Source organism: Pseudomonas sp. KCJK8993, assembly GCF_046230915.1.
GTDB classification, from domain to species: Bacteria; Pseudomonadota; Gammaproteobacteria; order Pseudomonadales; family Pseudomonadaceae; genus Aquipseudomonas; species Aquipseudomonas piscis.
On the sequence record NZ_JBJJLO010000037.1, the window covers coordinates 28538 to 51161 of the forward strand.

Genomic DNA, 22624 nt, shown 5'->3' on the forward strand with positions numbered 1-22624 from the left:
TCAATATCCATTCTCCAGACAGCACAAAGGCACCTTGCGGTGCCTTTGGCATTTCTACGGGACGAACTCTATCAGGCCATTTCCGCCGTGGTTTCGAAATCGAAGGTCAGCTCGCCATCCTTGATGTCGATATGCACCACACCGCCATGGTCGGACAACTCGCCGAACAGGATCTCTTCGGCCAACGGACGCTTGATCTTGTCCTGGATCAGGCGCGCCATCGGACGAGCCCCCATGGCTACATCGTAGCCACCGGCGGCCAGCCAGCTGCGGGCGGCATCGGTCACTTCCAGCTGCACGCGCTTGTCTTCCAACTGCGCCTGAAGCTCGGTAAGGAACTTGTCCACCACGCTCTTGATCACTTCATGACTCAAGCGACCGAACTGGATGATGGTATCCAGGCGGTTGCGGAACTCCGGCGTGAAGCTCTTCTTGATCACTTCCATGGCATCGGAAGAATGATCCTGATGAGTGAAACCGATGGAGGCTCGCGCCGCGGTTTCAGCACCGGCGTTGGTGGTCATGATGATGATCACGTTGCGGAAATCCGCCTTGCGCCCGTTGTTGTCGGTCAGGGTCCCGTGATCCATCACCTGCAGAAGCAGGTTGAAGACTTCCGGATGGGCCTTCTCGATCTCATCGAGCAGCAGTACGCAGTGCGGCTGCTTGGTGATCGCTTCGGTCAGCAGGCCGCCCTGGTCGAAACCGACATAACCGGGAGGCGCGCCGATCAGCCGCGAAACGGTATGCCGCTCCATGTACTCGGACATGTCGAAGCGCACCAGCTCGATCCCCATGGCCTTGGCCAATTGGCGAGCCGCTTCGGTCTTGCCGACGCCAGTAGGACCGGCGAACAGGAAGGAACCGACCGGCTTGTCCGGCGATTTCAGACCCGCACGGGACAACTTGATGGCGGTGGCCAACGAGTCGATCGCCGCATCCTGGCCGAATACCGTCAGCTTGAGATCACGCTCGAGGTTGCGCAGCAGCTCCTTATCGGAACTGGTGACATGTTTCGGCGGAATACGGGCAATTTTCGCCACGATGTCTTCGACCTGTGCCACTTCGATGCGCTTGACGCGCTTCTCGGCAGGCTGCAGGCGCTGGAAGGCGCCCGCTTCGTCGATGACGTCGATGGCCTTGTCCGGCATATGCCGGTCATTGATATAGCGCGAGGCCAGTTCCGCCGCTGCGCGCAGGGCTTCGTCGCTGTATTCGATGCTGTGGTGCTGCTCGAAACGAGCCTTGAGCCCGCGCAGGATACCGATGGTGTCTTCGACCGAAGGCTCGGTGACGTCGACCTTCTGGAAGCGCCGGGCCAGGGCCCGATCCTTCTCGAAAATTCCACGGAACTCCTGGAAAGTGGTCGAGCCGATGCAACGGATGTCACCGGAAGAAAGCAGCGGCTTGAGCAGGTTGGAGGCATCCATCACCCCACCGGACGCCGCACCGGCACCGATGATGGTATGGATCTCGTCGATGAACAGGATCGCCTGCGGACGCTTCTTCAGCTCACCCAAAAGCGCCTTGAAGCGCTTCTCGAAGTCGCCGCGGTACTTGGTACCGGCCAGCAAGGCACCGAGATCCAGGGAATACACCACGCTGTTGATCAGCAGATCAGGTACCTGGTTGTCGACGATACGCTTGGCCAGGCCTTCGGCAATCGCGGTCTTGCCCACGCCTGCCTCGCCCACCAACAACGGATTGTTCTTGCGCCGGCGAGCCAGGATCTGCGCCACGCGCTCGACCTCGTGCTCACGCCCGACCAATGGATCGATACGCCCCTGGCGGGCCAGTTCGTTGAGATTGCTGGCATAGGCATCCAGAGGATTGCCCGAAGAAGACGACTCACCACCCTCCTCGTCCTGCATTTCCTGCTCACCCTCGGAATGATCGCCATGCCCTGGCACTTTGGAGATGCCATGGGCGATATAGTTGACCACGTCGATGCGGGCAACGCTCTGCTGCTTGAGCAGGAACACTGCCTGGCTCTCCTGCTCGCTGAAGATCGCTACCAGTACGTTGGCACCGGTCACTTCACGCTTGCCCGAACTCTGCACATGAAATACCGCGCGCTGCAGCACCCGCTGGAAACCCAGGGTTGGCTGAGTCTCGCGATCTTCATCGTGCACAGGAATCAATGGCGTAGTGGAGTCGATGAACTCCTGCAGGTCATGCTTGAGCTTGTCGAGGTTCGCTCCGCAGGCACGGAGAACAGTGGCAGCGGCCTCATTATCCAATAGAGCCAACAGGAGATGTTCGACGGTCATGAACTCATGACGCTTCGAACGAGCCTCCTTGAAGGCGAGATTGAGGGTGACTTCGAGCTCACGGTTTAACATAGCTTCACCTCATACCCAAGTGGTCGGCGTTAACCGTCCTTCTCGATTTCACAGAGTAGCGGATGCTGGCTTTCCCTGGCGTACTGGTTGACCTGCATGGCCTTGGTCTCGGCGATGTCGCGGGTAAACAATCCACACACTGCCCGCCCTTCGGTATGGACGGCCAGCATGACCTTGGTCGCCAGCTCGCGATTCAGGTTAAAAAACATCTCGAGCACTTCGACGACGAAATCCATCGGGGTGTAGTCATCGTTGAACAAAACCACCTTGTACATCGGCGGCGCCTGAAGCGCAGGCTTGGCCTCCTGTACCGCCAAGCCAGCGGAATCGTCGTCGTGCAAGTCCGGGCGATCCTGATTGAATGTTAGTCGAATCTGGCTGATTGCATGCATGGAAAGAAGGTTCGTCAGTTGTGCGAATACAGTGGTGGGGGCGCCCTGGGGGGAATTCAACTCCGACCGCCGGGTCACCTTGACTATCGGCAAAACGGTGTTACAACCAATAGGGCCCACATTGGGTAATAAACGTCCACGGCGTCAACCTTTTTACCAAGTTTGGCGGTGGATGAACTGGATGATACTCCAGTGATGGAGTCTGTTGCAGAGGGATATGAGTATGGCTAGCGGTAAGGTCAAGTGGTTCAACAATGCCAAGGGTTACGGCTTTATTAATGAGGAGGGCAAGAGCGACGATCTCTTCGCCCACTACTCGGCCATCGAAATGGATGGCTACAAGACCTTGAAAGCCGGACAGGCCGTGAGCTTCGAGATCATCCAAGGACCCAAGGGGCTGCATGCGGTCAAGATAAGCTCCTTGAAGGCGCCCGGAGAAATCCTTGCCGCCGAGGCCCAGCCTGAAAGCGCCTTGAGCTGATTTACCCAACATCCAGTCATAAAAAACCGGCCGATTCAAAGGATTGAATCGGCCGGTTCGTTTTGCTCGCCGCGTGGCTTACATGTGCGAGATCAGCGCATCACCGAAGGCCGAGGAAGACAGCAGGGTCGCACCGTCCATCAGGCGTTCGAAGTCATAGGTCACCGTCTTGGCCGAGATCGCGCCGTTGGTGCCCTTGATGATCAGGTCCGCCGCTTCGGTCCAGCCCATGTGGCGCAGCATCATCTCGGCGGAGAGGATCAGCGAGCCCGGGTTGACCTGGTCCTTGCCGGCATACTTGGGCGCGGTACCGTGGGTCGCTTCGAACATGGCCACGGTGTCGGACAGGTTGGCGCCTGGAGCGATACCGATGCCGCCTACTTCGGCCGCCAGGGCGTCGGACAGGTAGTCACCGTTGAGGTTGAGGGTAGCAATTACGTCATACTCGGCCGGACGCAGCAGGATCTGCTGGAGCATGGCATCGGCGATGGCATCCTTGACGATGACGTTCTTGCCGGTCTTGGGATTCTTGAACTGCATCCACGGACCACCGTCCAGCAGGGTCGCGCCGAACTCCTCGGCCGCCACTTCATAGGCCCACTCCTTGAAGGCACCTTCGGTGAACTTCATGATGTTGCCCTTGTGCACGATGGTCAGCGAATCACGATCGTTGTCCACCACGTATTGCAGCGCCTTGCGCGCCAGGCGCTTGGTGCCCTGCAGGGAAACCGGCTTGACGCCGATGCCGCAGTTTTCGTCGAAACGGATCTTGGTGACGCCCATTTCCTCTTTAAGGAACTTGATCACCTTGGTGGCCTCGGCCGAACCGGCTTTCCACTCGATACCGGCATAGATGTCCTCGGAGTTCTCGCGGAAGATGGTCATGTCCACATCGCCAGGCTTCTTCACCGGGCTGGGCACGCCTTCGAACCAGCGCACCGGACGCAGGCACACATACAGGTCCAGCTGCTGGCGCAGCGCCACGTTCAGGGAGCGGATGCCGCCACCGACCGGAGTGGTCAGCGGGCCCTTGATGGAAACCACGTAGTCCTTCACCGCGTCCAGGGTTTCCTGGGGAAGCCAGGTGTCCTGGTCGTACACTTGAGTCGCTTTTTCCCCGGCATACACTTCCATCCAGGAAATCTTGCGTTCGCCGCCGTAGGCTTTTTTCACTGCAGCATCGACAACCTTGATCATGACCGGGCTGATATCGACACCAATACCGTCGCCTTCGATGAAAGGGATAATCGGGTTGTTAGGAACATTGAGAGAATGGTCTGCATTGACGGTGATTTTGTCGCCGACTGCTGGAACCTGAATCTTCTTGTATCCCATGCTGAACTCCGTTGTGTGGATTGAACATCTGGCTGCATTCGAGCGTAACCCAGTTGTATCTGGACGGGAACCTCATGTTCCACCCGGATGCCGTGAAAGCGTTGCAATTCGCGGCCTACAAGCCTGAACGAAAAGGGAAAAGCGCCAAATTCAAGCACTGGCGACGACTCTACGCCGTCACCTTGCCTGCGACCTTTAGACCAATGGACGAGCGCCCACACATATGAAGCACCGGCGTTTTGCTAGCCACCTATGTATAATGCCGCCGCTGACCACAGAGTCACGACGGCCGAACGCTCTGCAACCGGAAAAAGACTAGCCGAGACTGGCCGCACGAAGCCGGGTTGTTACCGCAACCCACCCGCTTGACGCTCGACTGATGCACCCAACATCACCGCGAAGAAACCTCGACATTCGGCTCATGGATGACCTTTGAACGAAAGCGCTTTACCCGGCGCACCTCGAGTTTCTGCGCACGCTTTAGCAAAGAAGAGAGTTAATCCGAATATGCCCACCCGCTCGAAGATCATCTACACCTTCACCGACGAAGCCCCCGCCCTCGCCACCTATTCCCTGCTGCCTATCGTAGAAGCCTTCACCGCTTCGGCTGATATCGCCGTGGAAACCCGCGACATTTCCCTGGCCGGGCGCATCCTCGCCAGCTTCCCCGAGCAGTTGGGCAGCAAAGCCGTGCCGGATCACCTCGCCGAACTGGGCGAGCTGGCGGTCACCCCGCAAGCCAACATCATCAAGCTGCCGAACATCAGCGCCTCGGTACCGCAGCTGCAGGCCGCGATCAAGGAACTGCAAGCCCAGGGCTACGCCCTGCCGGACTACCCGGAAAACGCCACCACCGACGCCGAGAAAGACGCCAAGGCCCGTTACGACAAGGTCAAGGGCAGCGCCGTGAACCCGGTCCTGCGTGAAGGCAACTCCGACCGCCGCGCCCCGCTGTCGGTCAAGAACTACGCGCGCAAGCACCCGCACAAGATGGGTACCTGGGCCCCGGACTCCAAGTCCCATGTAGCCCACATGAGCAACGGCGACTTCTACGGCAGCGAGAAGGCCGCGCTGATCGAAGCCGCAGACAACGTCAAGATCGAGTTGATCGCCCAGGACGGCACCGCCACCGTCCTGAAGGAAAAGACCAGCGTACAAGCCGGTGAGATCCTCGACTGCGCCGTAATGAGCAAGAAGGCCCTGCGCGCTTTCATCGCCGCCGAAATCGAAGACGCCAAGGCAAAGGGCGTACTGCTGTCGGTCCACCTGAAAGCCACCATGATGAAGGTCTCCGACCCGATCATGTTCGGCCAGATCGTTGCCGAGTTCTACCAGGACGCCCTGGCCAAGCACGCCCAAGTGCTGCAGGAAATCGGCTTCAACCTGAACAACGGCATCGGAGACCTGTACGCCCGCATCAAGGCCCTGCCAGCCGAGCAGCAAGCTGCGATCGAAGCTGACATTCAGGCCGTCTACGCCGCTCGCCCTGCCCTGGCCATGGTCAACTCCGACAAGGGCATCACCAACCTGCACGTGCCGAGCGACGTGATCGTCGATGCCTCGATGCCGGCCATGATCCGTGACTCCGGCAAGATGTGGGGCACCGACGGCCAGTTGCACGACACCAAGGCGGTGATTCCGGATCGTTGCTACGCCACCATCTACCAGGCCGTGATTGAAGACTGCAAAGCCAATGGCGCCTTCGATCCGACCACCATGGGCAGCGTGCCGAACGTTGGCCTGATGGCGAAAAAAGCCGAAGAGTACGGCTCCCACGACAAGACCTTCCAGATCAAGGCCGACGGCGTGGTACGCGTTACCGACAGCAAGGGCAACCTGCTGCTGGAACAGACAGTCGAGGCCGGCGATATCTTCCGCATGTGCCAGACCAAGGACGCGCCGATCCAGGACTGGGTCAAGCTGGCCGTCAACCGCGCCCGTGCCAGCAGCACCCCGGCGATCTTCTGGCTCGACCCGATGCGCGCCCACGACGGCGTGATGATCGAGAAGGTCCAGACCTACCTGAAGGACCACGACACCAGCGACCTGGACATCCGCATCATGTCGCCGGTCGAAGCCATGAAATTCACCCTGGCCCGCACCCGCGACGGCAAGGACACCATCTCGGTGACCGGTAACGTACTGCGTGACTACCTGACCGACCTGTTCCCGATCATGGAACTGGGCACCAGCGCCAAGATGCTGTCGATCGTGCCGCTGATGAACGGTGGCGGCCTGTTCGAGACCGGTGCCGGCGGTTCCGCTCCGAAGCACGTGCAACAGCTGCTGGAAGAGAACTTCCTGCGCTGGGACTCCCTGGGTGAGTTCCTGGCCCTGGCCGCCTCCCTGGAACACCTGGGCAACACCTACGACAACGCCAAGGCCCTGGTCCTGGCCAAGACCCTGGACCAGGCCACCGGCCAGTTCCTGGACAACAACAAGTCGCCATCGCGCAAAGTCGGCAACATCGACAACCGCGGCAGCCACTTCTACCTGGCGCTGTACTGGGCCCAGGCCCTGGCAGCCCAGGCCGAGGACGCAGCACTGCAAGCGCAGTTCGCTCCCCTGGCCAAGGCCCTGACCGAGAACGAAGCGACCATCGTCGCCGAGCTCAACGGCGTACAAGGCAAGCCAGTGGACATCGGCGGCTACTACGCAGCCAACCCTGAGCTGGTGAGCAAGGCCATGCGCCCCAGCGCCACCCTCAACGCGGCTATCGCTGCGCTGGCTTAAGCCATACCGCTGCAACGCAAACCCCGGCCCCGTGCCGGGGTTTGTGCTTTCTGGACCACACCTCCACCGCAGGAGCAAAGCTTGCTCGCGACAGAAGCGCCGCGGCGACTCAGCCGAAACGCGCTGCCTTCATCGCGAGCAAGCTTCGCTCCTACAGGGGTCAGCGTTCGTTTTATGATGATCGCCCCACTCAAGACAGAGCCCTACCTATGGAATGGCAACCTCACATCACCGTCGCCACCATCGTCGAGGACCAGGGACGCTTCCTGTTCGTCGAGGAGTTCCAGGGCGAACAGGCCGTCCTCAACCAGCCCGCCGGACACCTGGACGCCAATGAGAGCCTGCTGCAGGCAGCCGTGCGCGAAACCCTCGAGGAAACCGGCTGGGACGTGGAATTGACCGGCGTAGTGGGCATCTACCTCTACACCGCCCCCAGCAACGGCGTGACCTACCAGCGCGTGTGCTTCGCCGCCAGGCCGCTGCGCCACCATCCCGACTACCGACTGGACCACGGCATCATCGGCCCATGCTGGCTGACCCGCGAGCAATTGCTGGAGCAGCGCCCCCAGTGGCGCAGCGAGCTGGTCCTGCAGTGCCTGGACGATTACCTGGCTGGCCACCCCCACAGCCTGGCACTGATCCGTCCGTCGCTTTGATTGCAGTTTCCCCCTTGCGGGCGTCAGCCTGTTAGAATCCCGTCCTTTTTCCAGACACCCGTTGAATTCCTATGCGTGAGCCAGCCCCTTCTGACACCCAAAAGAAGCGCGTCATTGTCGGCATGTCCGGCGGCGTGGATTCTTCCGTTTCCGCCCTCCTGCTGATGGAGCAGGGCTACCAGGTGGAAGGCCTGTTCATGAAGAACTGGGAGGAAGACGACGGAACCGAATACTGCACCGCCATGGACGACCTGGCCGATGCCCAGGCCGTCTGCGACAAACTGGGCATCAAGCTGCACACCGCCAACTTCGCCGCCGAGTACTGGGACAACGTGTTCGAGCACTTCCTGGAGGAGTACAAGGCTGGCCGCACGCCGAACCCGGACATCCTGTGCAACCGGGAAATCAAGTTCAAGGCGTTCCTGGACTACGCCATGATGCTCGGCGCCGACCTGATCGCCACCGGCCACTATGTGCGTCGCCGTGATATCGACGGCCGCACCGAATTGCTCAAGGGCCTGGACCCGAACAAGGACCAGAGCTACTTCCTGCATGCAGTGGGCGGCGAGCAGATCGCCAAGACCCTGTTCCCGGTGGGCGAACTGGAAAAACCCGAAGTACGCGCCATTGCCGAGAAACATGACCTGGCCACCGCCAAGAAAAAGGACTCCACCGGCATCTGCTTCATCGGTGAACGACGCTTCAGCGACTTCCTCAAGCAGTACCTGCCGGCCCAGCCCGGCGAGATCAGGACCACCGAGGGCGGAGTCATCGGCCGCCATCACGGCCTGATGTACCACACCATCGGCCAGCGCCAGGGCCTGGGCATCGGCGGCCTGAAGGACGCCGGCGACGAGCCGTGGTACGTGCTGGCCAAGGACCTGGAGCACAACGAGCTGATCGTCGGCCAGGGCAATGACCACCCCTGGCTGTTCTCCCGCGCCCTGCTGGCCTCGGAGATCTATTGGGTCAACCCCGTCGATCTCAGCCAGCCTCGGCGCCTGACCGCCAAGGTGCGCTACCGCCAGGGCGACCAGCTCTGCACCCTGGAAGAGACCGCCAACGGCTACCGCGCGACCTTCGACGATCCGCAACGCGCCGTGACCCCCGGCCAGTCCGTGGTGTTCTATGACGGTGAAATCTGCCTCGGCGGCGGCGTCATCGAAGTCGCCGAGCCCTGGACCAGCAAGGACCAGCGCCCATGAGCCCGATCCAGGAGCAATTGACGGCACTGGGCGGGGTGTTCCTCGCCGCGGTACTGGTGGATCGGATCGCCAAGACCGGCCAAGTCAGCGAAGCGGCACTGAGCTGCATGCTCGGCAGCCTGCTGATCCGCGACCCCAAGGACACCCTGGAAGTCTATGGCGGCGACGACATCAACCTGCGTGAAGGCTATCGAGCCCTGATCGGTGCCCTGGAGCGCGACCCCAGCTCGCTGCAACGCGAGCCGTTGCGCTACGCCCTGTCGATGCTCGGCCTGGAACGCCAGCTGGCCAAGCGTGGCGACATGCTCGATACCATCGGCAAGCGCCTGCCGCAGATCCAGTCCCAGGTGGAGCACTTCGGCCCGGCCCATGAAAACGTGATCGCCGCTTGCGGCGGGCTGTATCAGGACACCCTGAGCACCCTGCGCCAGCGCATCCAGGTCCATGGCGACATGCGCAACCTGCAGCAGCCGAGCAACGCCTCGAAGATCCGTGCCCTGCTCCTGGCCGGCATCCGCTCGGCACGCCTGTGGCGACAACTGGGCGGCCATCGCTGGCAGTTGGTACTGAGCCGGCGCAAACTGCTCAAAGAACTCTATCCCCTGATGCGCAGCCACTGAGCTGCGCTCGCCCAAGCGCTTTTTTCAAGAGCTGCGCGTAAGACGCTGGTCAGTTGGCAACGGACCGGCGGATATTTTCATGTATGATACGCGCCCCATTTCGTTGCCCGACTGTCCGAGAACACCCCATGCAGCTCTCTTCGCTCACTGCGGTTTCCCCTGTTGACGGCCGCTACGCCGGCAAAACCCAGGCCCTGCGGCCTATTTTCAGCGAATACGGCCTGATCCGTTTCCGCGCCCTGGTCGAGGTGCGCTGGCTCCAGCGCCTGGCCGCCCACCCGCAAATCGCTGAAGTGCCGGCCTTCTCCGCCGACGCCAACGCCCTGCTCAACCGCCTGGCCGACGACTTCGCCCTCGAGCACGCCGAGCGCGTCAAGGAAATCGAGCGCACCACCAACCACGACGTCAAGGCCATCGAATACCTGCTCAAGGAGCAGGCCGCCAAGCTCCCTGAGCTGGCCAAGGTCAGCGAATTCATCCACTTCGCCTGCACCAGCGAGGACATCAACAACCTGTCCCACGCCCTGATGCTGCGCGAAGGCCGCGACAGCGTGCTGCTGCCACTGATGCGCCAGATCGCCGAGTCGATCCGCGAACTGGCCCACCGCTTCGCCGACGTGCCGATGCTCTCGCGCACCCACGGCCAGCCAGCCTCTCCGACCACCCTGGGCAAGGAACTGGCCAACGTCGTGTACCGCCTGGAGCGCCAGATCGCCCAGGTTGCCGCCGTACCGCTGCTGGGCAAGATCAACGGCGCCGTGGGCAACTACAACGCCCACCTGTCGGCCTACTCGGACATCGACTGGGAAGCCAACGCCCGCGCCTTCATCGAAGATGAGCTGGGCCTGGCCTTCAACCCCTACACCACGCAGATCGAGCCGCATGACTACATCGCCGAGCTGTTCGACGCCATCGCCCGCTTCAACACCATCCTGATCGACTTCGACCGGGATATCTGGGGCTACATTTCCCTGGGCTACTTCAAGCAGAAGACCATCGCCGGCGAAATCGGCTCCTCGACCATGCCGCACAAGGTCAACCCGATCGACTTCGAGAACTCCGAAGGCAATCTGGGCATCGCCAACGCATTGTTCCAGCACCTGGCCAGCAAACTGCCGATTTCCCGCTGGCAGCGCGACCTGACCGACTCCACCGTGCTGCGCAACCTGGGCGTCGGCTTCGCCCATAGCGTGATCGCCTACGAAGCCAGCCTCAAGGGCATTGGCAAGCTGGAGCTCAATGCCCAGAAGATCGCCGACGACCTGGACGCCTGCTGGGAAGTACTGGCCGAGCCGATCCAGACCGTGATGCGTCGCTACAACATCGAAAACCCGTACGAAAAACTCAAGGAACTGACGCGCGGCAAGGGCATCAGCCCAGAAGCGCTGCAGACCTTCATCGACGGGCTGGACATGCCAGCGGCCGCCAAGGCCGAGCTGAAGCAGCTCACCCCGGCCAGCTACATCGGCAACGCCGCGGCCCAGGCAAAACGCATCTGACGCGCGGCCTGACCTTCTGACGCCCGGCCGCGCCGGGCGTTTTTATTCCTGCTAGAAAAATACATTTTTTCAATAGGTTACACATGAATTCTGATACTCCCCTGCAACTTCTGGGCGGCCTTACCGCGCGGGAATTCCTGCGCGACTACTGGCAGAAGAAACCGCTGCTGGTGCGCCAGGCCATGCCTGACTTCCAAAGCCCGATCGATGCCGACGAACTGGCCGGCCTGGCCCTGGAAGAAGAAGTCGAGTCGCGCCTGGTGATCGAAAACGGCGAGCGCCCCTGGGAACTGCGTCGCGGCCCCTTCGCCGAGGACGAGTTCAGCAAGCTGCCCGAGCGCGACTGGACCCTGCTGGTGCAAGCGGTGGATCAGTTCGTGCCGGAAGTCGCCGAGCTGCTGGAGCATTTCCGCTTCCTGCCCAGCTGGCGTATCGACGACGTGATGATCAGCTTCGCCGCCCCTGGCGGTAACGTCGGCCCGCACTTCGACAACTACGACGTGTTCCTGCTGCAGGGCCACGGCAAGCGCAACTGGAAGATCGGCCAGATGTGCGACGCCGACAGCCCGTTGCTGCAGCACGCTGACCTGCGCATCCTCGCCGAATTCGAAGAAACCGAAAGCTGGGTCCTGGAACCCGGCGACATGCTGTACCTGCCGCCACGCCTGGCCCACTACGGCGTCGCGGTCAACGATTGCATGACCTACTCGGTAGGTTTCCGCGCACCGAGCGCCGCCGAAGTGCTGACCCACTTCACCGACTTCCTCAGCCAGTTCCTGCCGGACGAAGAGCGCTATACCGACGCCGACGCACAACCGGCCATCGATCCGCACCAGATCCAGCACGACGCCCTCGACCGCCTCAAGGGCCTGCTGGCTGAACACATGGGCGACGAACGCCTGCTGCTGACCTGGTTCGGCCAGTTCATGACCGAGCCACGCTATCCGGAGCTGGTGACAGGCCCGGAAGCGATGGAAGAAGACGAACTGCTGGACAGCCTGGAACAGGGCGCGGTGTTGATTCGCAACCCGAGCGCACGCCTGGCCTGGTCCGAGGTGGACGAAGACTTGTTACTGTTTGCCAGCGGCCAAAGCCGGTTGCTTCCCGGTAAACTGCGCGAGCTGTTGAAAATGATTTGCGCCGCCGATGCGCTGCACATCGACAACCTCGGCCCCTGGCTGGCGGATGACGACGGACGCGGCCTGCTGTGCGAACTGGTCAAGCAAGGGAGCCTGGGATTTGCCGATGAATAAGATTCACGTACGTGTCGCAGACTGGCAAAAGGATAACGCCGAGATCCGGCGCATTCGTGAAGCGGTATTCATTGCCGAACAATCGGTTCCACCCGAACTGGAGTGGGATTCGGACGACAACGGCGCCGTGCACTTCCTGGCTTTCGAGGGCGACTTCGCCATCGGCACCGCGCGCCTGCTGCCCGACGGCCACGTCGGCCGAGTCTCGGTACTCAAGGACTGGCGCGGCCTGAAAGTCGGCGACGCCTTGATGCGTGCCGTTATCGATGAAGCCGAGAAACGCGGCCTGAAGCAGCAGATGCTCAGCGCCCAGGTCCAGGCGACGCCGTTCTACGAGCGCCTGGGCTTCTCCATCGTCAGCGAGGAATTCCTCGAAGCGGGCATCCCCCACGTCGACATGGTGCGTGGCGCCTGACAGCCCACTCGCCCAAGCGCGTATAAGACGCCCCGCCATCCCCTGCGCCTCGAGGCCGGGACCAGGATGGCGGGGCGTTTTGCCGTCCGGGATTCAACTTGCCCCACCCTGGGCCGACAAAGTGTCAAACTCAAGGCCTTACGCCAGCTATTCGCGGAGATAACGGATATGTCCCTACGCACCCTGCTCACGACACTGCTGCTGACCTTCAGCTGCTCGGTCATTGCCGCTACCGAAATCGTGCCCCTGAACAACCGCACCAGCGCCGACCTGCTGCCGCTGGCACAGAACTTCATCGGCAAGGACGGCAAGGTCAGCGCCTATGGCAACCAGTTGATCGTCAATGCCGAGCCGGGCCGTATCGCCGAGCTACGCGCCTTCATCGCCCAGCTCGACACCCCGGCCAGGCGCCTGTTGATCACCGTCGACACCAACGAGAACAACTTCCAGGGCAACCAGGGCTACACGGTCAACGGTGCGCCACAGGCTCGCATCATCAACCGCAGCACCGAAAGCCGTGACGGCGGCATCCAGCAGGTCCAGGCCAGCGAAGGCGTGCCAGCGCTGATCCAGGTCGGCCAGAGCGTACCCCTGACCAGCACCCAGACCGACTCCTACGGCCGCCTGCTGAACCAGACCCAGTACCGCAACGTCACCCAAGGCTTCTACGTGACGGCCAGCGTCACCGGCGAGACCGTGCACCTGAGCATCAGCACCAACCGTGACCGCATGAGCCAGGAACGTCCTGATGTAGTGAACGTGCAAAGTACCGACACAACGGTCAGCGGACGGCTGGGCGAGTGGATCACCCTGGCCGGCGTCAACCGCCAGACCCAGGCCGACAAGCAGGGCCTGGGCCGCAGCTACTCGACCCAGGGGCGGGATGACATGACCTTGCGGGTCAAGGTCGACGCCTTGGACCAAGGCACCGAAAACTGACTGATTAGTCGTATTAGACCAAAGATGTAGTGCCTTAAAAAAAGCACTACAAAACATTTGACGAGCCAAAAAACCGCGGGCATGATGGCCTCGCTCCCGCTAATCAGGGGCCCTGGCAAGGGCCTTCGGATCGCCGCTCTAACCCACCCACCTGAGCCGATTCGTGTCTGTACCGCCCACAAGGCGCGTTTGACGAGATTGCGACTGGAACGAAGTTGTCCCGAGGGACGGAAGCGTAATTAGGTAGATCGGCAACACACTGAAGGATCGCATGAAGGCCCACGACGCCCGGATGCGCCCTGCAGCTGGCCTCCACCTGCTCACTTCCCCTCGAGCCCATCGTTCACCCGTCGCCATCGCGCCAGACCGACTTGAGCACCCAGCCCCTGGTCAGCGAACAGCCTTCTACGCACTTTTTCAGGACCTGCGTAATCGGCGGAGCAGGAATTTTCCACCAAGACCTATGCGACGAGGTTTATCTCCATGGCACTGACACGCGAACAGCAAATTGCAGCCCTCGAAAAAGACTGGGCCGAAAACCCGCGCTGGAAAGGCGTGACCCGTACCTACACCGCCGCCGATGTCGTTCGCCTGCGTGGTTCCGTCCAGCCAGAGCACACCCTGGCCCGCATGGGCGCGGAAAAACTGTGGAACCTGGTGACCAAGGGCGCCCACCCATCCTTCCGCCCTGAAAAAGATTTCGTCAACTGCATGGGCGCCCTGACCGGCGGCCAGGCCGTGCAACAGGTCAAGGCTGGCATCCAGGCCATCTACCTGTCCGGCTGGCAAGTGGCTGCCGACAACAACTCGGCCGAGTCCATGTACCCAGACCAGTCGCTGTACCCGGTGGATTCGGTTCCAACCGTGGTCAAGCGCATCAACAACTCGTTCCGTCGTGCCGACCAGATCCAGTGGAAAGCCGGCAAGAACCCAGGTGACGAAGGCTACGTCGACTACTTCGCACCGATCGTGGCTGACGCCGAAGCCGGTTTCGGCGGCGTACTGAACGCCTATGAACTGATGAAGAACATGATCGAGGCAGGCGCCGCCGGCGTTCACTTCGAAGACCAGCTGGCCTCCGTGAAGAAGTGCGGCCACATGGGCGGCAAGGTACTGGTTCCGACCCAGGAAGCGGTGCAGAAGCTGACCGCTGCTCGCCTGGCGGCCGACGTTGCCGGCGTACCGACCATCATCCTGGCCCGTACCGACGCCAACGCCGCCGACCTGCTGACCAGCGACTGCGACCCGTACGACCAACCGTTCGTGGTTGGCGAGCGCACCCCGGAAGGCTTCTACAAGGTCCGCGCCGGCCTCGACCAGGCCATCGCCCGCGGCCTGGCCTACGCGCCTTACGCCGACCTGATCTGGTGTGAAACCGCCAAGCCGGACCTGGACGAAGCCCGTCGTTTCGCCGAAGCGATCAAGAAGGAGTACCCGGACCAGATCCTGTCCTACAACTGCTCGCCTTCGTTCAACTGGAAGAAGAACCTGGACGACGCCACCATCGCCAAGTTCCAGCGCGAGCTGTCGGCAATGGGCTACAAGCACCAGTTCATCACCCTGGCCGGCATCCACAACATGTGGCACGGCATGTTCAACCTGGCGCACGACTACGCCCGCAACGACATGACTGCCTACGTGAAGCTGCAAGAGCAGGAATTCGCCGACGCCTCCAAAGGCTACACCTTCGTGGCGCACCAGCAGGAAGTGGGCACCGGCTACTTCGACGACATGACCACCGTGATCCAGGGCGGCAAGTCCTCGGTAACCGCCCTGACCGGCTCCACCGAAGAAGAACAGTTCCACTGATCCAGGCATCACGCCCTGATCGAGCGGCCAATGCAGGCCCGGTAAGAACGACTGCACTGCTGTAAATCTGACGCCCCGACTGGTTCGGGGCGTTTTTTTGCCCATCCTGAAGTAACCAGGACGATACGGCCGTCATCCTCCTTGCCTTCGCTCCCCCATCACAACGCAACTAACGTACAAAAACTGGCAAAACATTGACCCAGGGCGGCATTCACAGCAGCGAAACAGGCTAAAAGGTACGGTCCTGCTACTTGTAGTAACAGGGATATAACAAGCAACTTTCCCACCCTGTCGAGGAAAGCAGTTTAAATCAGCTCCCAAACAATATTGATTATCATTTAGATATTGCGACTTTCGTTACAGCCACAACAAAAGATAATTAACGAAACTCCCGCTAATGCCCACAGGCCGCGGCCTGCGGCGCTACCGAGGTGAGCTATGTCCTTATTGCGATAAACAATTTCGCTTCAGAAATTTTACTTGCCCGGTGTTTAGCCATAAAATCAGCGCGATTGATTGCACTGCGACATATCGTCACTGCTTTGTTTCTTTATCAAGCTCAGAGACTCTTGCTCTCTGTTAAGGATTACCAGCATGCCCGAAGCGACAGGACTCATGGCCCACAACTGGGGCTTTGCCATTTTCCTTCTGGGTGTTGTCGGCCTATGCGCCTTCATGCTCGGCCTCTCCAGCCTCCTCGGGTCAAAAGCCTGGGGCCGCAGTAAAAACGAACCGTTCGAGTCCGGCATGCTACCTACAGGTGGCGCCCGCTTGCGGCTCTCAGCCAAATTCTATCTGGTCGCGATGCTCTTCGTGATCTTCGATATCGAAGCCCTATTTCTCTTTGCCTGGTCTGTGTCCGTCCGCGAAAGCGGCTGGACCGGATTCGCCGAAGCTCTCGTTTTCATAGCAATTCTGTTGGCAGGTCTTGTCTACCTTTGGCGAGTGGGGGCTCTTGATTGGGCTCCGGAAGGTCGTCGTAAGCGGCAGGCGAAGCTAAAACAATGAGGCTTTGGCAATGCAATACAATCTCACCAGGATCGACCCCGATGCTCCTAACGACCAGTATCCAATCGGCCAGCGGGAAACCGTCGCCGATCCGTTAGAGGATCAGGTCCACAAAAACATCTTCATGGGCAAGCTGGAAGACGTGCTGAGTGGCGCGGTCAACTGGGGGCGCAAGAACTCCCTGTGGCCGTACAACTTCGGTCTCTCCTGCTGCTACGTGGAAATGACCACCGCCTTCACGGCGCCCCATGACATCGCGCGCTTTGGCGCCGAGGTTATCCGGGCATCGCCACGCCAGGCGGATTTCATGGTCATTGCCGGTACCTGCTTCATCAAGATGGCACCGATCATCCAGCGTCTCTACGAGCAAATGCTCGAGCCCAAGTGGGTCATCTCCATGGGTTCGTGCGCCAACTCCGGTGGCATGTACGACATCTACTCCGTAGTTCAGGGGGTGGACAAGTTCCTGCCCGTGGACGTCTACGTACCTGGCTGCCCGCCCCGTCCCGAGGCATTCCTGCAGGGCCTGATGCTCTTGCAAGAATCCATTGGCCAGGAGCGTCGCCCACTTTCCTGGGTCGTCGGCGACCAAGGCGTGTATCGCGCTGAAATGCCGTCGCAGAAGGAACAGCGCCGCGAACAGCGTATTCAGGTCACCAACCTGCGCAGCCCTGACGAAGTCTGATCCAGATCTGTTCTTAACCAAGAAACGACACTGGCTTCACTCTTTACGTTGACCGAAAGCGATAAAAAACCATGACTACAGGCAGTGCTCTGTACATCCCGCCTTATAAGGCTGACGACCAGGATGTGGTCGTCGAACTCAACAACCGTTTTGGCCCCGAGGCGTTCACCGCCCAGGCCACCCGCACCGGCATGCCGGTGCTGTGGGTCGAGCGCTCCAAGCTCGTCGAAGTCCTGACCTTCCTGCGCAACCTGCCCAAGCCGTACGTCATGCTCTATGACCTGCACGGCGTGGACGAGCGCCTGCGCACCAAGCGCCAGGGCCTGCCAGGTGCCGACTTCAGCGTGTTCTACCACCTGCTGTCGATCGAGCGAAACAGCGACGTGATGATCAAGGTGGCCCTGTCCGAGGGCGACCTGAACCTGCCATCCGTGACCAGTATCTGGCCCAACGCCAACTGGTACGAGCGCGAAGTCTGGGACATGTTCGGCATCGATTTCGCCGGCCACCCTCACCTCTCGCGGATCATGATGCCGCCGACCTGGGAAGGTCACCCGTTGCGCAAGGACTTCCCGGCCCGTGCCACCGAATTCGATCCGTTCAGCCTGAACCTGGCCAAGCAGCAGCTCGAAGAAGAAGCCGCCCGCTTCCGCCCTGAAGACTGGGGCATGAAGCGCTCCGGGGCCAACGAGGACTACATGTTCCTCAACCTGGGCCCGAACCACCCTTCCGCCCACGGTGCCTTCCGCATCATCCTGCAACTGGACGGCGAAGAGATCGTCGACTGCGTGCCGGACATCGGCTACCACCACCGGGGCGCCGAGAAGATGGCCGAGCGCCAGTCCTGGCACAGCTTCATCCCCTACACCGACCGCATCGACTACCTCGGCGGGGTGATGAACAACCTGCCGTACGTGCTCTCGGTCGAGAAGCTGGCCGGCATCAAGGTGCCGGAGAAGGTCGACACCATCCGCATCATGCTGGCCGAGTTCTTCCGCATCACCAGCCACCTGCTGTTCCTGGGGACCTACATCCAGGACGTGGGCGCGATGACCCCGGTGTTCTTCACCTTCACCGACCGCCAGCGCGCCTACAAGGTGATCGAAGCCATCACCGGCTTCCGCCTGCACCCGGCCTGGTACCGCATCGGCGGTGTGGCCCACGACCTGCCGCGCGGCTGGGACAAGCTGGTCAAGGAGTTCGTCGACTGGCTGCCCAAGCGCCTCGACGAGTACACCAAGGCCGCCCTGCAGAACAGCATCCTGCGTGGCCGGACCATCGGTGTCGCCGCCTACAACACCAAGGAAGCCCTGGAGTGGGGCACCACCGGTGCCGGCCTGCGCTCCACCGGTTGCGACTTCGACCTGCGCAAGGCCCGCCCATACTCGGGTTACGAGAACTTCGAGTTCGAAGTCCCGCTGGGCCACAACGGCGATGCCTACGATCGCTGCATGGTCCGCGTCGAGGAGATGCGCCAGAGTATCCGTATCATCGACCAGTGCCTGCGCAACATGCCGGAAGGCCCGTACAAGGCGGACCACCCGCTGACCACGCCGCCACCTAAAGAGCGCACCCTGCAGCACATCGAGACCTTGATCACGCACTTCCTGCAGGTTTCGTGGGGTCCGGTGATGCCGGCCAACGAATCCTTCCAGATGATCGAAGCGACCAAGGGCATCAACAGCTATTACCTGACGAGCGATGGCGGCACCATGAGCTACCGCACCCGGATCCGTACCCCGAGCTTCGCCCACCTGCAGCAGATCCCTTCGGTGATCCGCGGCAGCATGGTCGCGGACTTGATCGCGTACCTGGGTAGTATCGACTTCGTTATGGCCGACGTGGACCGCTAAGCATGAACAGCACGCTTATCCAGACAGACCGTTTCGCCCTGAGCGAAACCGAGCGCTCGGCCATCGAGCACGAGATGCATCACTACGAGGACCCGCGCGCGGCGTCCATCGAAGCCCTGAAGATCGTCCAGAAGGAACGAGGCTGGGTGCCGGACGGCGCTATCTATGCCATCGGCGAAGTGCTGGGCATCCCCGCCAGCGACGTCGAGGGCGTAGCCACCTTCTATAGTCAGATCTTCCGCCAACCAGTCGGTCGCCACATCATTCGCGTGTGCGACAGCATGGTCTGCTACATCGGTGGCCACGAGTCGGTGGTCAGCCAGATCCAGAGCGAACTGGGCATCGGCCTCGGCCAGACCACCGCCGACGGTCGCTTCACCTTGCTGCCGGTGTGCTGCCTGGGCAACTGCGACAAGGCCCCGGCGCTGATGATCGACGACGACACCTTTGGCGACGTGCAGCCCGCTGGCGTCGCCAAGCTGCTGGAGGGTTACGTATGACCATCACTTCCTTCGGCCCGGCCAACCGCATCGCCCGTTCGGCCGAAACCCACCCGCTGACCTGGCGCCTGCGTGACGACGGCGAGCCGGTCTGGCTCGAAGAGTACCAGGCCAAGAACGGCTACGCCGCTGCCCGCAAGGCACTGGCGCAGATGTCCCAGGACGATATCGTCCAGGCCGTCAAGGACTCCGGCCTCAAGGGCCGTGGCGGCGCAGGCTTCCCCACTGGCGTGAAGTGGGGCCTGATGCCCAAAGACGAGTCCATGAACATCCGCTACCTGCTGTGCAACGCGGACGAAATGGAACCCAACACCTGGAAGGACCGCATGCTGATGGAGCAACAGCCCCATCTGCTGGTCGAAGGCATGCTGATCAGCGCCCGTGCGCTGAAGGCCTACCGCGGCTACATCTTCCTGCGTGGCGAGTACACCACCGCGGCCAAGCACCTGAACCGTGCCATCGAGGAAGCCAAGGCCGCGGGCCTGTTGGGCAAGAACATCCTGGGCAGCGGCTTCGACTTCGAGCTGTTCGTGCACACCGGTGCCGGTCGCTACATCTGCGGTGAAGAAACCGCGCTGATCAACTCCCTGGAAGGCCGCCGCGCCAACCCTCGCTCCAAGCCGCCCTTCCCTGCCGCCGTCGGCGTGTGGGGCAAGCCGACTTGCGTGAACAACGTCGAAACCCTGTGCAACGTCCCGGCCATCGTCGCCAACGGCAACGACTGGTACAAGTCGCTGGCCCGCGAAGGCAGCGAGGACCACGGCACCAAGCTGATGGGCTTCTCCGGCAAGGTGAAGAACCCGGGCCTGTGGGAACTGCCGTTCGGCGTCACCGCCCGCGAGCTGTTCGAAGACTACGCCGGTGGCATGCGCGACGGCTTCAAGCTCAAGTGCTGGCAGCCAGGCGGTGCCGGTACCGGCTTCCTGCTGCCCGAGCACCTCGACGCGCAGATGTACGCCGGTGGCATCGCCAAGGTCGGCACCCGTATGGGTACGGGCCTGGCCATGGCGGTGGACGACAGCATCAACATGGTCTCGCTGCTGCGCAACATGGAAGAGTTCTTCGCCCGTGAATCCTGCGGCTGGTGCACCCCATGCCGCGACGGCCTGCCATGGAGCGTGAAGATGCTGCGCGCCCTGGAGAAGGGCCAGGGCCGCGCCGAAGACATCGAGACCCTGCTGGGTCTGGTCAACTTCCTCGGCCCAGGCCGTACCTTCTGTGCTCACGCACCGGGTGCCGTCGAGCCTCTGGGCAGTGCCATCAAGTATTTCCGGTCCGAGTTCGAGGCCGGTGTCGCTCCAGCAACTGCTGGCGACGCCCTGCGCCCGAACCTGGCCAAGCCAATCCAGGCCGGGCCGATCGTGGTCGGCGCATAACAAGATGAATCGCGGATGGTCCGTGCCATCCGCCGGCCTCGCGGCCCGCCCGACTCGTTCGGTGCGGGCCGCAGGTCCACCGATTTCCATTAGCCACGCCCGCTCGCGCGGGCCAACGAAGAACTTTGAACCATGGCCACTATCCACGTAGACGGCAAAGCGCTCGAAGTCAACGGTGCGGACAACCTGCTACAGGCTTGTCTGTCACTCGGCCTCGACATCCCCTATTTCTGCTGGCACCCGGCGCTCGGTAGCGTCGGCGCCTGCCGGCAGTGTGCGGTCAAGCAGTACACCGACGAGAACGACACCCGCGGTCGTATCGTCATGTCCTGCATGACCCCTGCCTCCGACGGCACCTGGATTTCCATCGACGATGAAGAGTCCAAGGCGTTTCGCGCCAGCGTCGTCGAATGGCTGATGACCAACCACCCGCACGACTGCCCGGTGTGCGAGGAAGGCGGTCACTGCCACTTGCAGGACATGACGGTAATGACCGGCCACAACGAGCGCCGCTACCGTTTCACCAAGCGTACCCACCAGAACCAGGAGCTCGGCCCGTTCATCGCCCACGAGATGAACCGCTGCATCGCCTGCTATCGCTGCGTGCGCTACTACAAGGACTACGCTGGCGGCACCGACCTGGGTGTCTACGGCGCCCACGACAACGTGTACTTCGGTCGCGTCGAAGATGGCGTGCTGGAAAGCGAATTCTCCGGCAACCTCACCGAGGTCTGTCCGACCGGTGTGTTCACCGACAAGACCCACTCCGAGCGCTACAACCGCAAGTGGGACATGCAGTTCTCGCCGAGCATCTGCCATGGCTGCTCCAGCGGCTGCAACATCAGCCCCGGCGAGCGCTACGGTGAACTGCGACGCATCGAGAACCGCTTCAACGGCTCGGTCAACCAGTACTTCCTCTGCGACCGTGGCCGCTTCGGTTATGGCTACGTCAATCGCAAGGACCGTCCTCGCCAGCCACGCCTGGCCGACGGCACCCAGCTGAACCTGGACCAGGCCCTGGACCAGGCCGCCGACCTGCTGCGCGGACGCAACATCGTCGGCATCGGCTCGCCACGCGCCAGCCTGGAAAGCAACTATGCGTTGCTGGAGCTGGTCGGCGCCGAGCACTTCTATTCCGGTATCGAAGCCAGCGAACTGGAGCGCATCCGCCTGGCGATGCAAGTGCTCAAGGACAGCCCGCTGCCGATTCCCAACCTGCGTGAAGTGGAAGACCACGACGCGGTGTTCGTCCTCGGCGAGGACCTGACCCAGACCGCCGCCCGCATGGCCCTGGCCCTGCGCCAGTCGGTCAAGGGCAAGGCCGAGGAAATGGCCGACGCCATGCGCGTCCAGCCATGGCTCGACGCTGCGGTGAAGAACATCGGCCAGCACGCGCTGAACCCGCTGTTCATCGCCAGCCTGGCTGCAACCCGCCTCGACGACGTCGCCGAAGAGTCTGTACACGCCGCCCCCGCCCCCCTGGCCCGCCTCGGCTTCGACGTGTCCCACGCCATCGACGCCAG

General features: G+C 61.7%; 19 protein-coding genes. 16 read left to right on the forward strand and 3 right to left on the reverse strand.

The window, feature by feature from the left end:
• Positions 1 to 71 precede the first annotated feature (71 nt).
• Positions 72 to 2342, reverse strand: coding sequence for an ATP-dependent Clp protease ATP-binding subunit ClpA (clpA, locus tag ACK6AU_RS14260; protein ID WP_185699014.1), 2271 nt, complete (start codon positions 2340 to 2342; stop codon positions 72 to 74).
• 29 nt (positions 2343 to 2371) lie between these two features.
• On the reverse strand, positions 2372 to 2734 hold the full coding sequence (clpS, locus tag ACK6AU_RS14265) for an ATP-dependent Clp protease adapter ClpS (protein ID WP_011062173.1): 363 nt from the start codon (positions 2732 to 2734) through the stop codon (positions 2372 to 2374).
• A 223-nt stretch (positions 2735 to 2957) separates the two neighbouring features.
• Here clpS and cspD point away from each other — a divergent pair, with 223 nt between their 5' ends.
• Positions 2958 to 3215 carry a cold shock domain-containing protein CspD gene (gene cspD, locus ACK6AU_RS14270; protein ID WP_185699013.1) on the forward strand — a complete coding sequence of 86 codons (258 nt, stop codon included), beginning with the start codon at positions 2958 to 2960 and terminating at the stop codon, positions 3213 to 3215.
• A gap of 78 nt (positions 3216 to 3293) precedes the next feature.
• Here the strand turns inward: cspD and icd are convergent, their stop codons facing one another.
• Positions 3294 to 4550 (reverse strand): NADP-dependent isocitrate dehydrogenase, encoded by a 1257-nt coding sequence (gene icd, locus ACK6AU_RS14275; protein WP_011062175.1) that lies wholly within the window; start codon positions 4548 to 4550, stop codon positions 3294 to 3296.
• A gap of 507 nt (positions 4551 to 5057) precedes the next feature.
• On the opposite strand from icd, the gene ACK6AU_RS14280 reads away from it, so the two are divergent.
• The 15 genes from ACK6AU_RS14280 to nuoG form a co-directional block, all read left to right on the forward strand.
• Positions 5058 to 7283 (forward strand): NADP-dependent isocitrate dehydrogenase, encoded by a 2226-nt coding sequence (locus ACK6AU_RS14280; protein ID WP_409299662.1) that lies wholly within the window; start codon positions 5058 to 5060, stop codon positions 7281 to 7283.
• Between the two features lie 209 nt (positions 7284 to 7492).
• On the forward strand, positions 7493 to 7939 hold the full coding sequence (locus ACK6AU_RS14285; protein WP_409299663.1) for an NUDIX hydrolase: 447 nt from the start codon (positions 7493 to 7495) through the stop codon (positions 7937 to 7939).
• Between the two features lie 71 nt (positions 7940 to 8010).
• Positions 8011 to 9144 (forward strand): tRNA 2-thiouridine(34) synthase MnmA, encoded by a 1134-nt coding sequence (gene mnmA / locus ACK6AU_RS14290; RefSeq protein ID WP_409299664.1) that lies wholly within the window; start codon positions 8011 to 8013, stop codon positions 9142 to 9144.
• Entirely contained in the window at positions 9141 to 9764 is a 624-nt protein-coding gene (gene hflD, locus ACK6AU_RS14295) for a high frequency lysogenization protein HflD (RefSeq protein WP_185699009.1), read from the forward strand. Before mnmA ends, hflD begins: the two co-directional genes overlap by 4 nt.
• 128 nt (positions 9765 to 9892) lie before the next feature.
• Positions 9893 to 11263, forward strand: coding sequence for an adenylosuccinate lyase (gene purB, locus ACK6AU_RS14300; RefSeq protein WP_409299665.1), 1371 nt, complete (start codon positions 9893 to 9895; stop codon positions 11261 to 11263).
• An 83-nt stretch (positions 11264 to 11346) separates the two neighbouring features.
• Entirely contained in the window at positions 11347 to 12516 is a 1170-nt protein-coding gene (locus ACK6AU_RS14305) for a JmjC domain-containing protein (RefSeq protein ID WP_409299666.1), read from the forward strand.
• A complete protein-coding gene (locus ACK6AU_RS14310; protein WP_022639642.1) occupies positions 12509 to 12931 on the forward strand; it encodes a GNAT family N-acetyltransferase in 423 nt (140 codons plus the stop codon). The genes ACK6AU_RS14305 and ACK6AU_RS14310 overlap by 8 nt, the downstream gene beginning before the upstream one ends.
• 168 nt (positions 12932 to 13099) lie before the next feature.
• Entirely contained in the window at positions 13100 to 13870 is a 771-nt protein-coding gene (locus ACK6AU_RS14315) for a secretin N-terminal domain-containing protein (protein ID WP_409299667.1), read from the forward strand.
• Positions 13871 to 14353: 483 nt separating this feature from the next.
• On the forward strand, positions 14354 to 15679 hold the full coding sequence (gene aceA, locus ACK6AU_RS14320) for an isocitrate lyase (protein ID WP_185699005.1): 1326 nt from the start codon (positions 14354 to 14356) through the stop codon (positions 15677 to 15679).
• A 594-nt stretch (positions 15680 to 16273) separates the two neighbouring features.
• A complete protein-coding gene (locus ACK6AU_RS14325; protein WP_185699004.1) occupies positions 16274 to 16687 on the forward strand; it encodes an NADH-quinone oxidoreductase subunit A in 414 nt (137 codons plus the stop codon).
• A gap of 10 nt (positions 16688 to 16697) precedes the next feature.
• Positions 16698 to 17372 (forward strand): NADH-quinone oxidoreductase subunit B family protein, encoded by a 675-nt coding sequence (locus ACK6AU_RS14330; protein WP_022639646.1) that lies wholly within the window; start codon positions 16698 to 16700, stop codon positions 17370 to 17372.
• A gap of 71 nt (positions 17373 to 17443) precedes the next feature.
• A complete protein-coding gene (nuoC, locus tag ACK6AU_RS14335) occupies positions 17444 to 19225 on the forward strand; it encodes an NADH-quinone oxidoreductase subunit C/D (protein ID WP_185699003.1) in 1782 nt (593 codons plus the stop codon).
• A 2-nt stretch (positions 19226 to 19227) separates the two neighbouring features.
• Complete coding sequence (nuoE, locus tag ACK6AU_RS14340) at positions 19228 to 19725, forward strand: NADH-quinone oxidoreductase subunit NuoE (protein ID WP_070091876.1); 498 nt, start codon at positions 19228 to 19230, stop codon at positions 19723 to 19725.
• Positions 19722 to 21101: an NADH-quinone oxidoreductase subunit NuoF gene (gene nuoF, locus ACK6AU_RS14345; protein WP_185699002.1), complete on the forward strand. Its 1380-nt coding sequence runs from the start codon at positions 19722 to 19724 to the stop codon at positions 21099 to 21101. The genes nuoE and nuoF overlap by 4 nt, the downstream gene beginning before the upstream one ends.
• A 132-nt stretch (positions 21102 to 21233) precedes the next feature.
• The coding region (gene nuoG / locus ACK6AU_RS14350; RefSeq protein ID WP_409299668.1) for an NADH-quinone oxidoreductase subunit NuoG at positions 21234 to 22624 on the forward strand (1391 nt) is incomplete at its 3' end.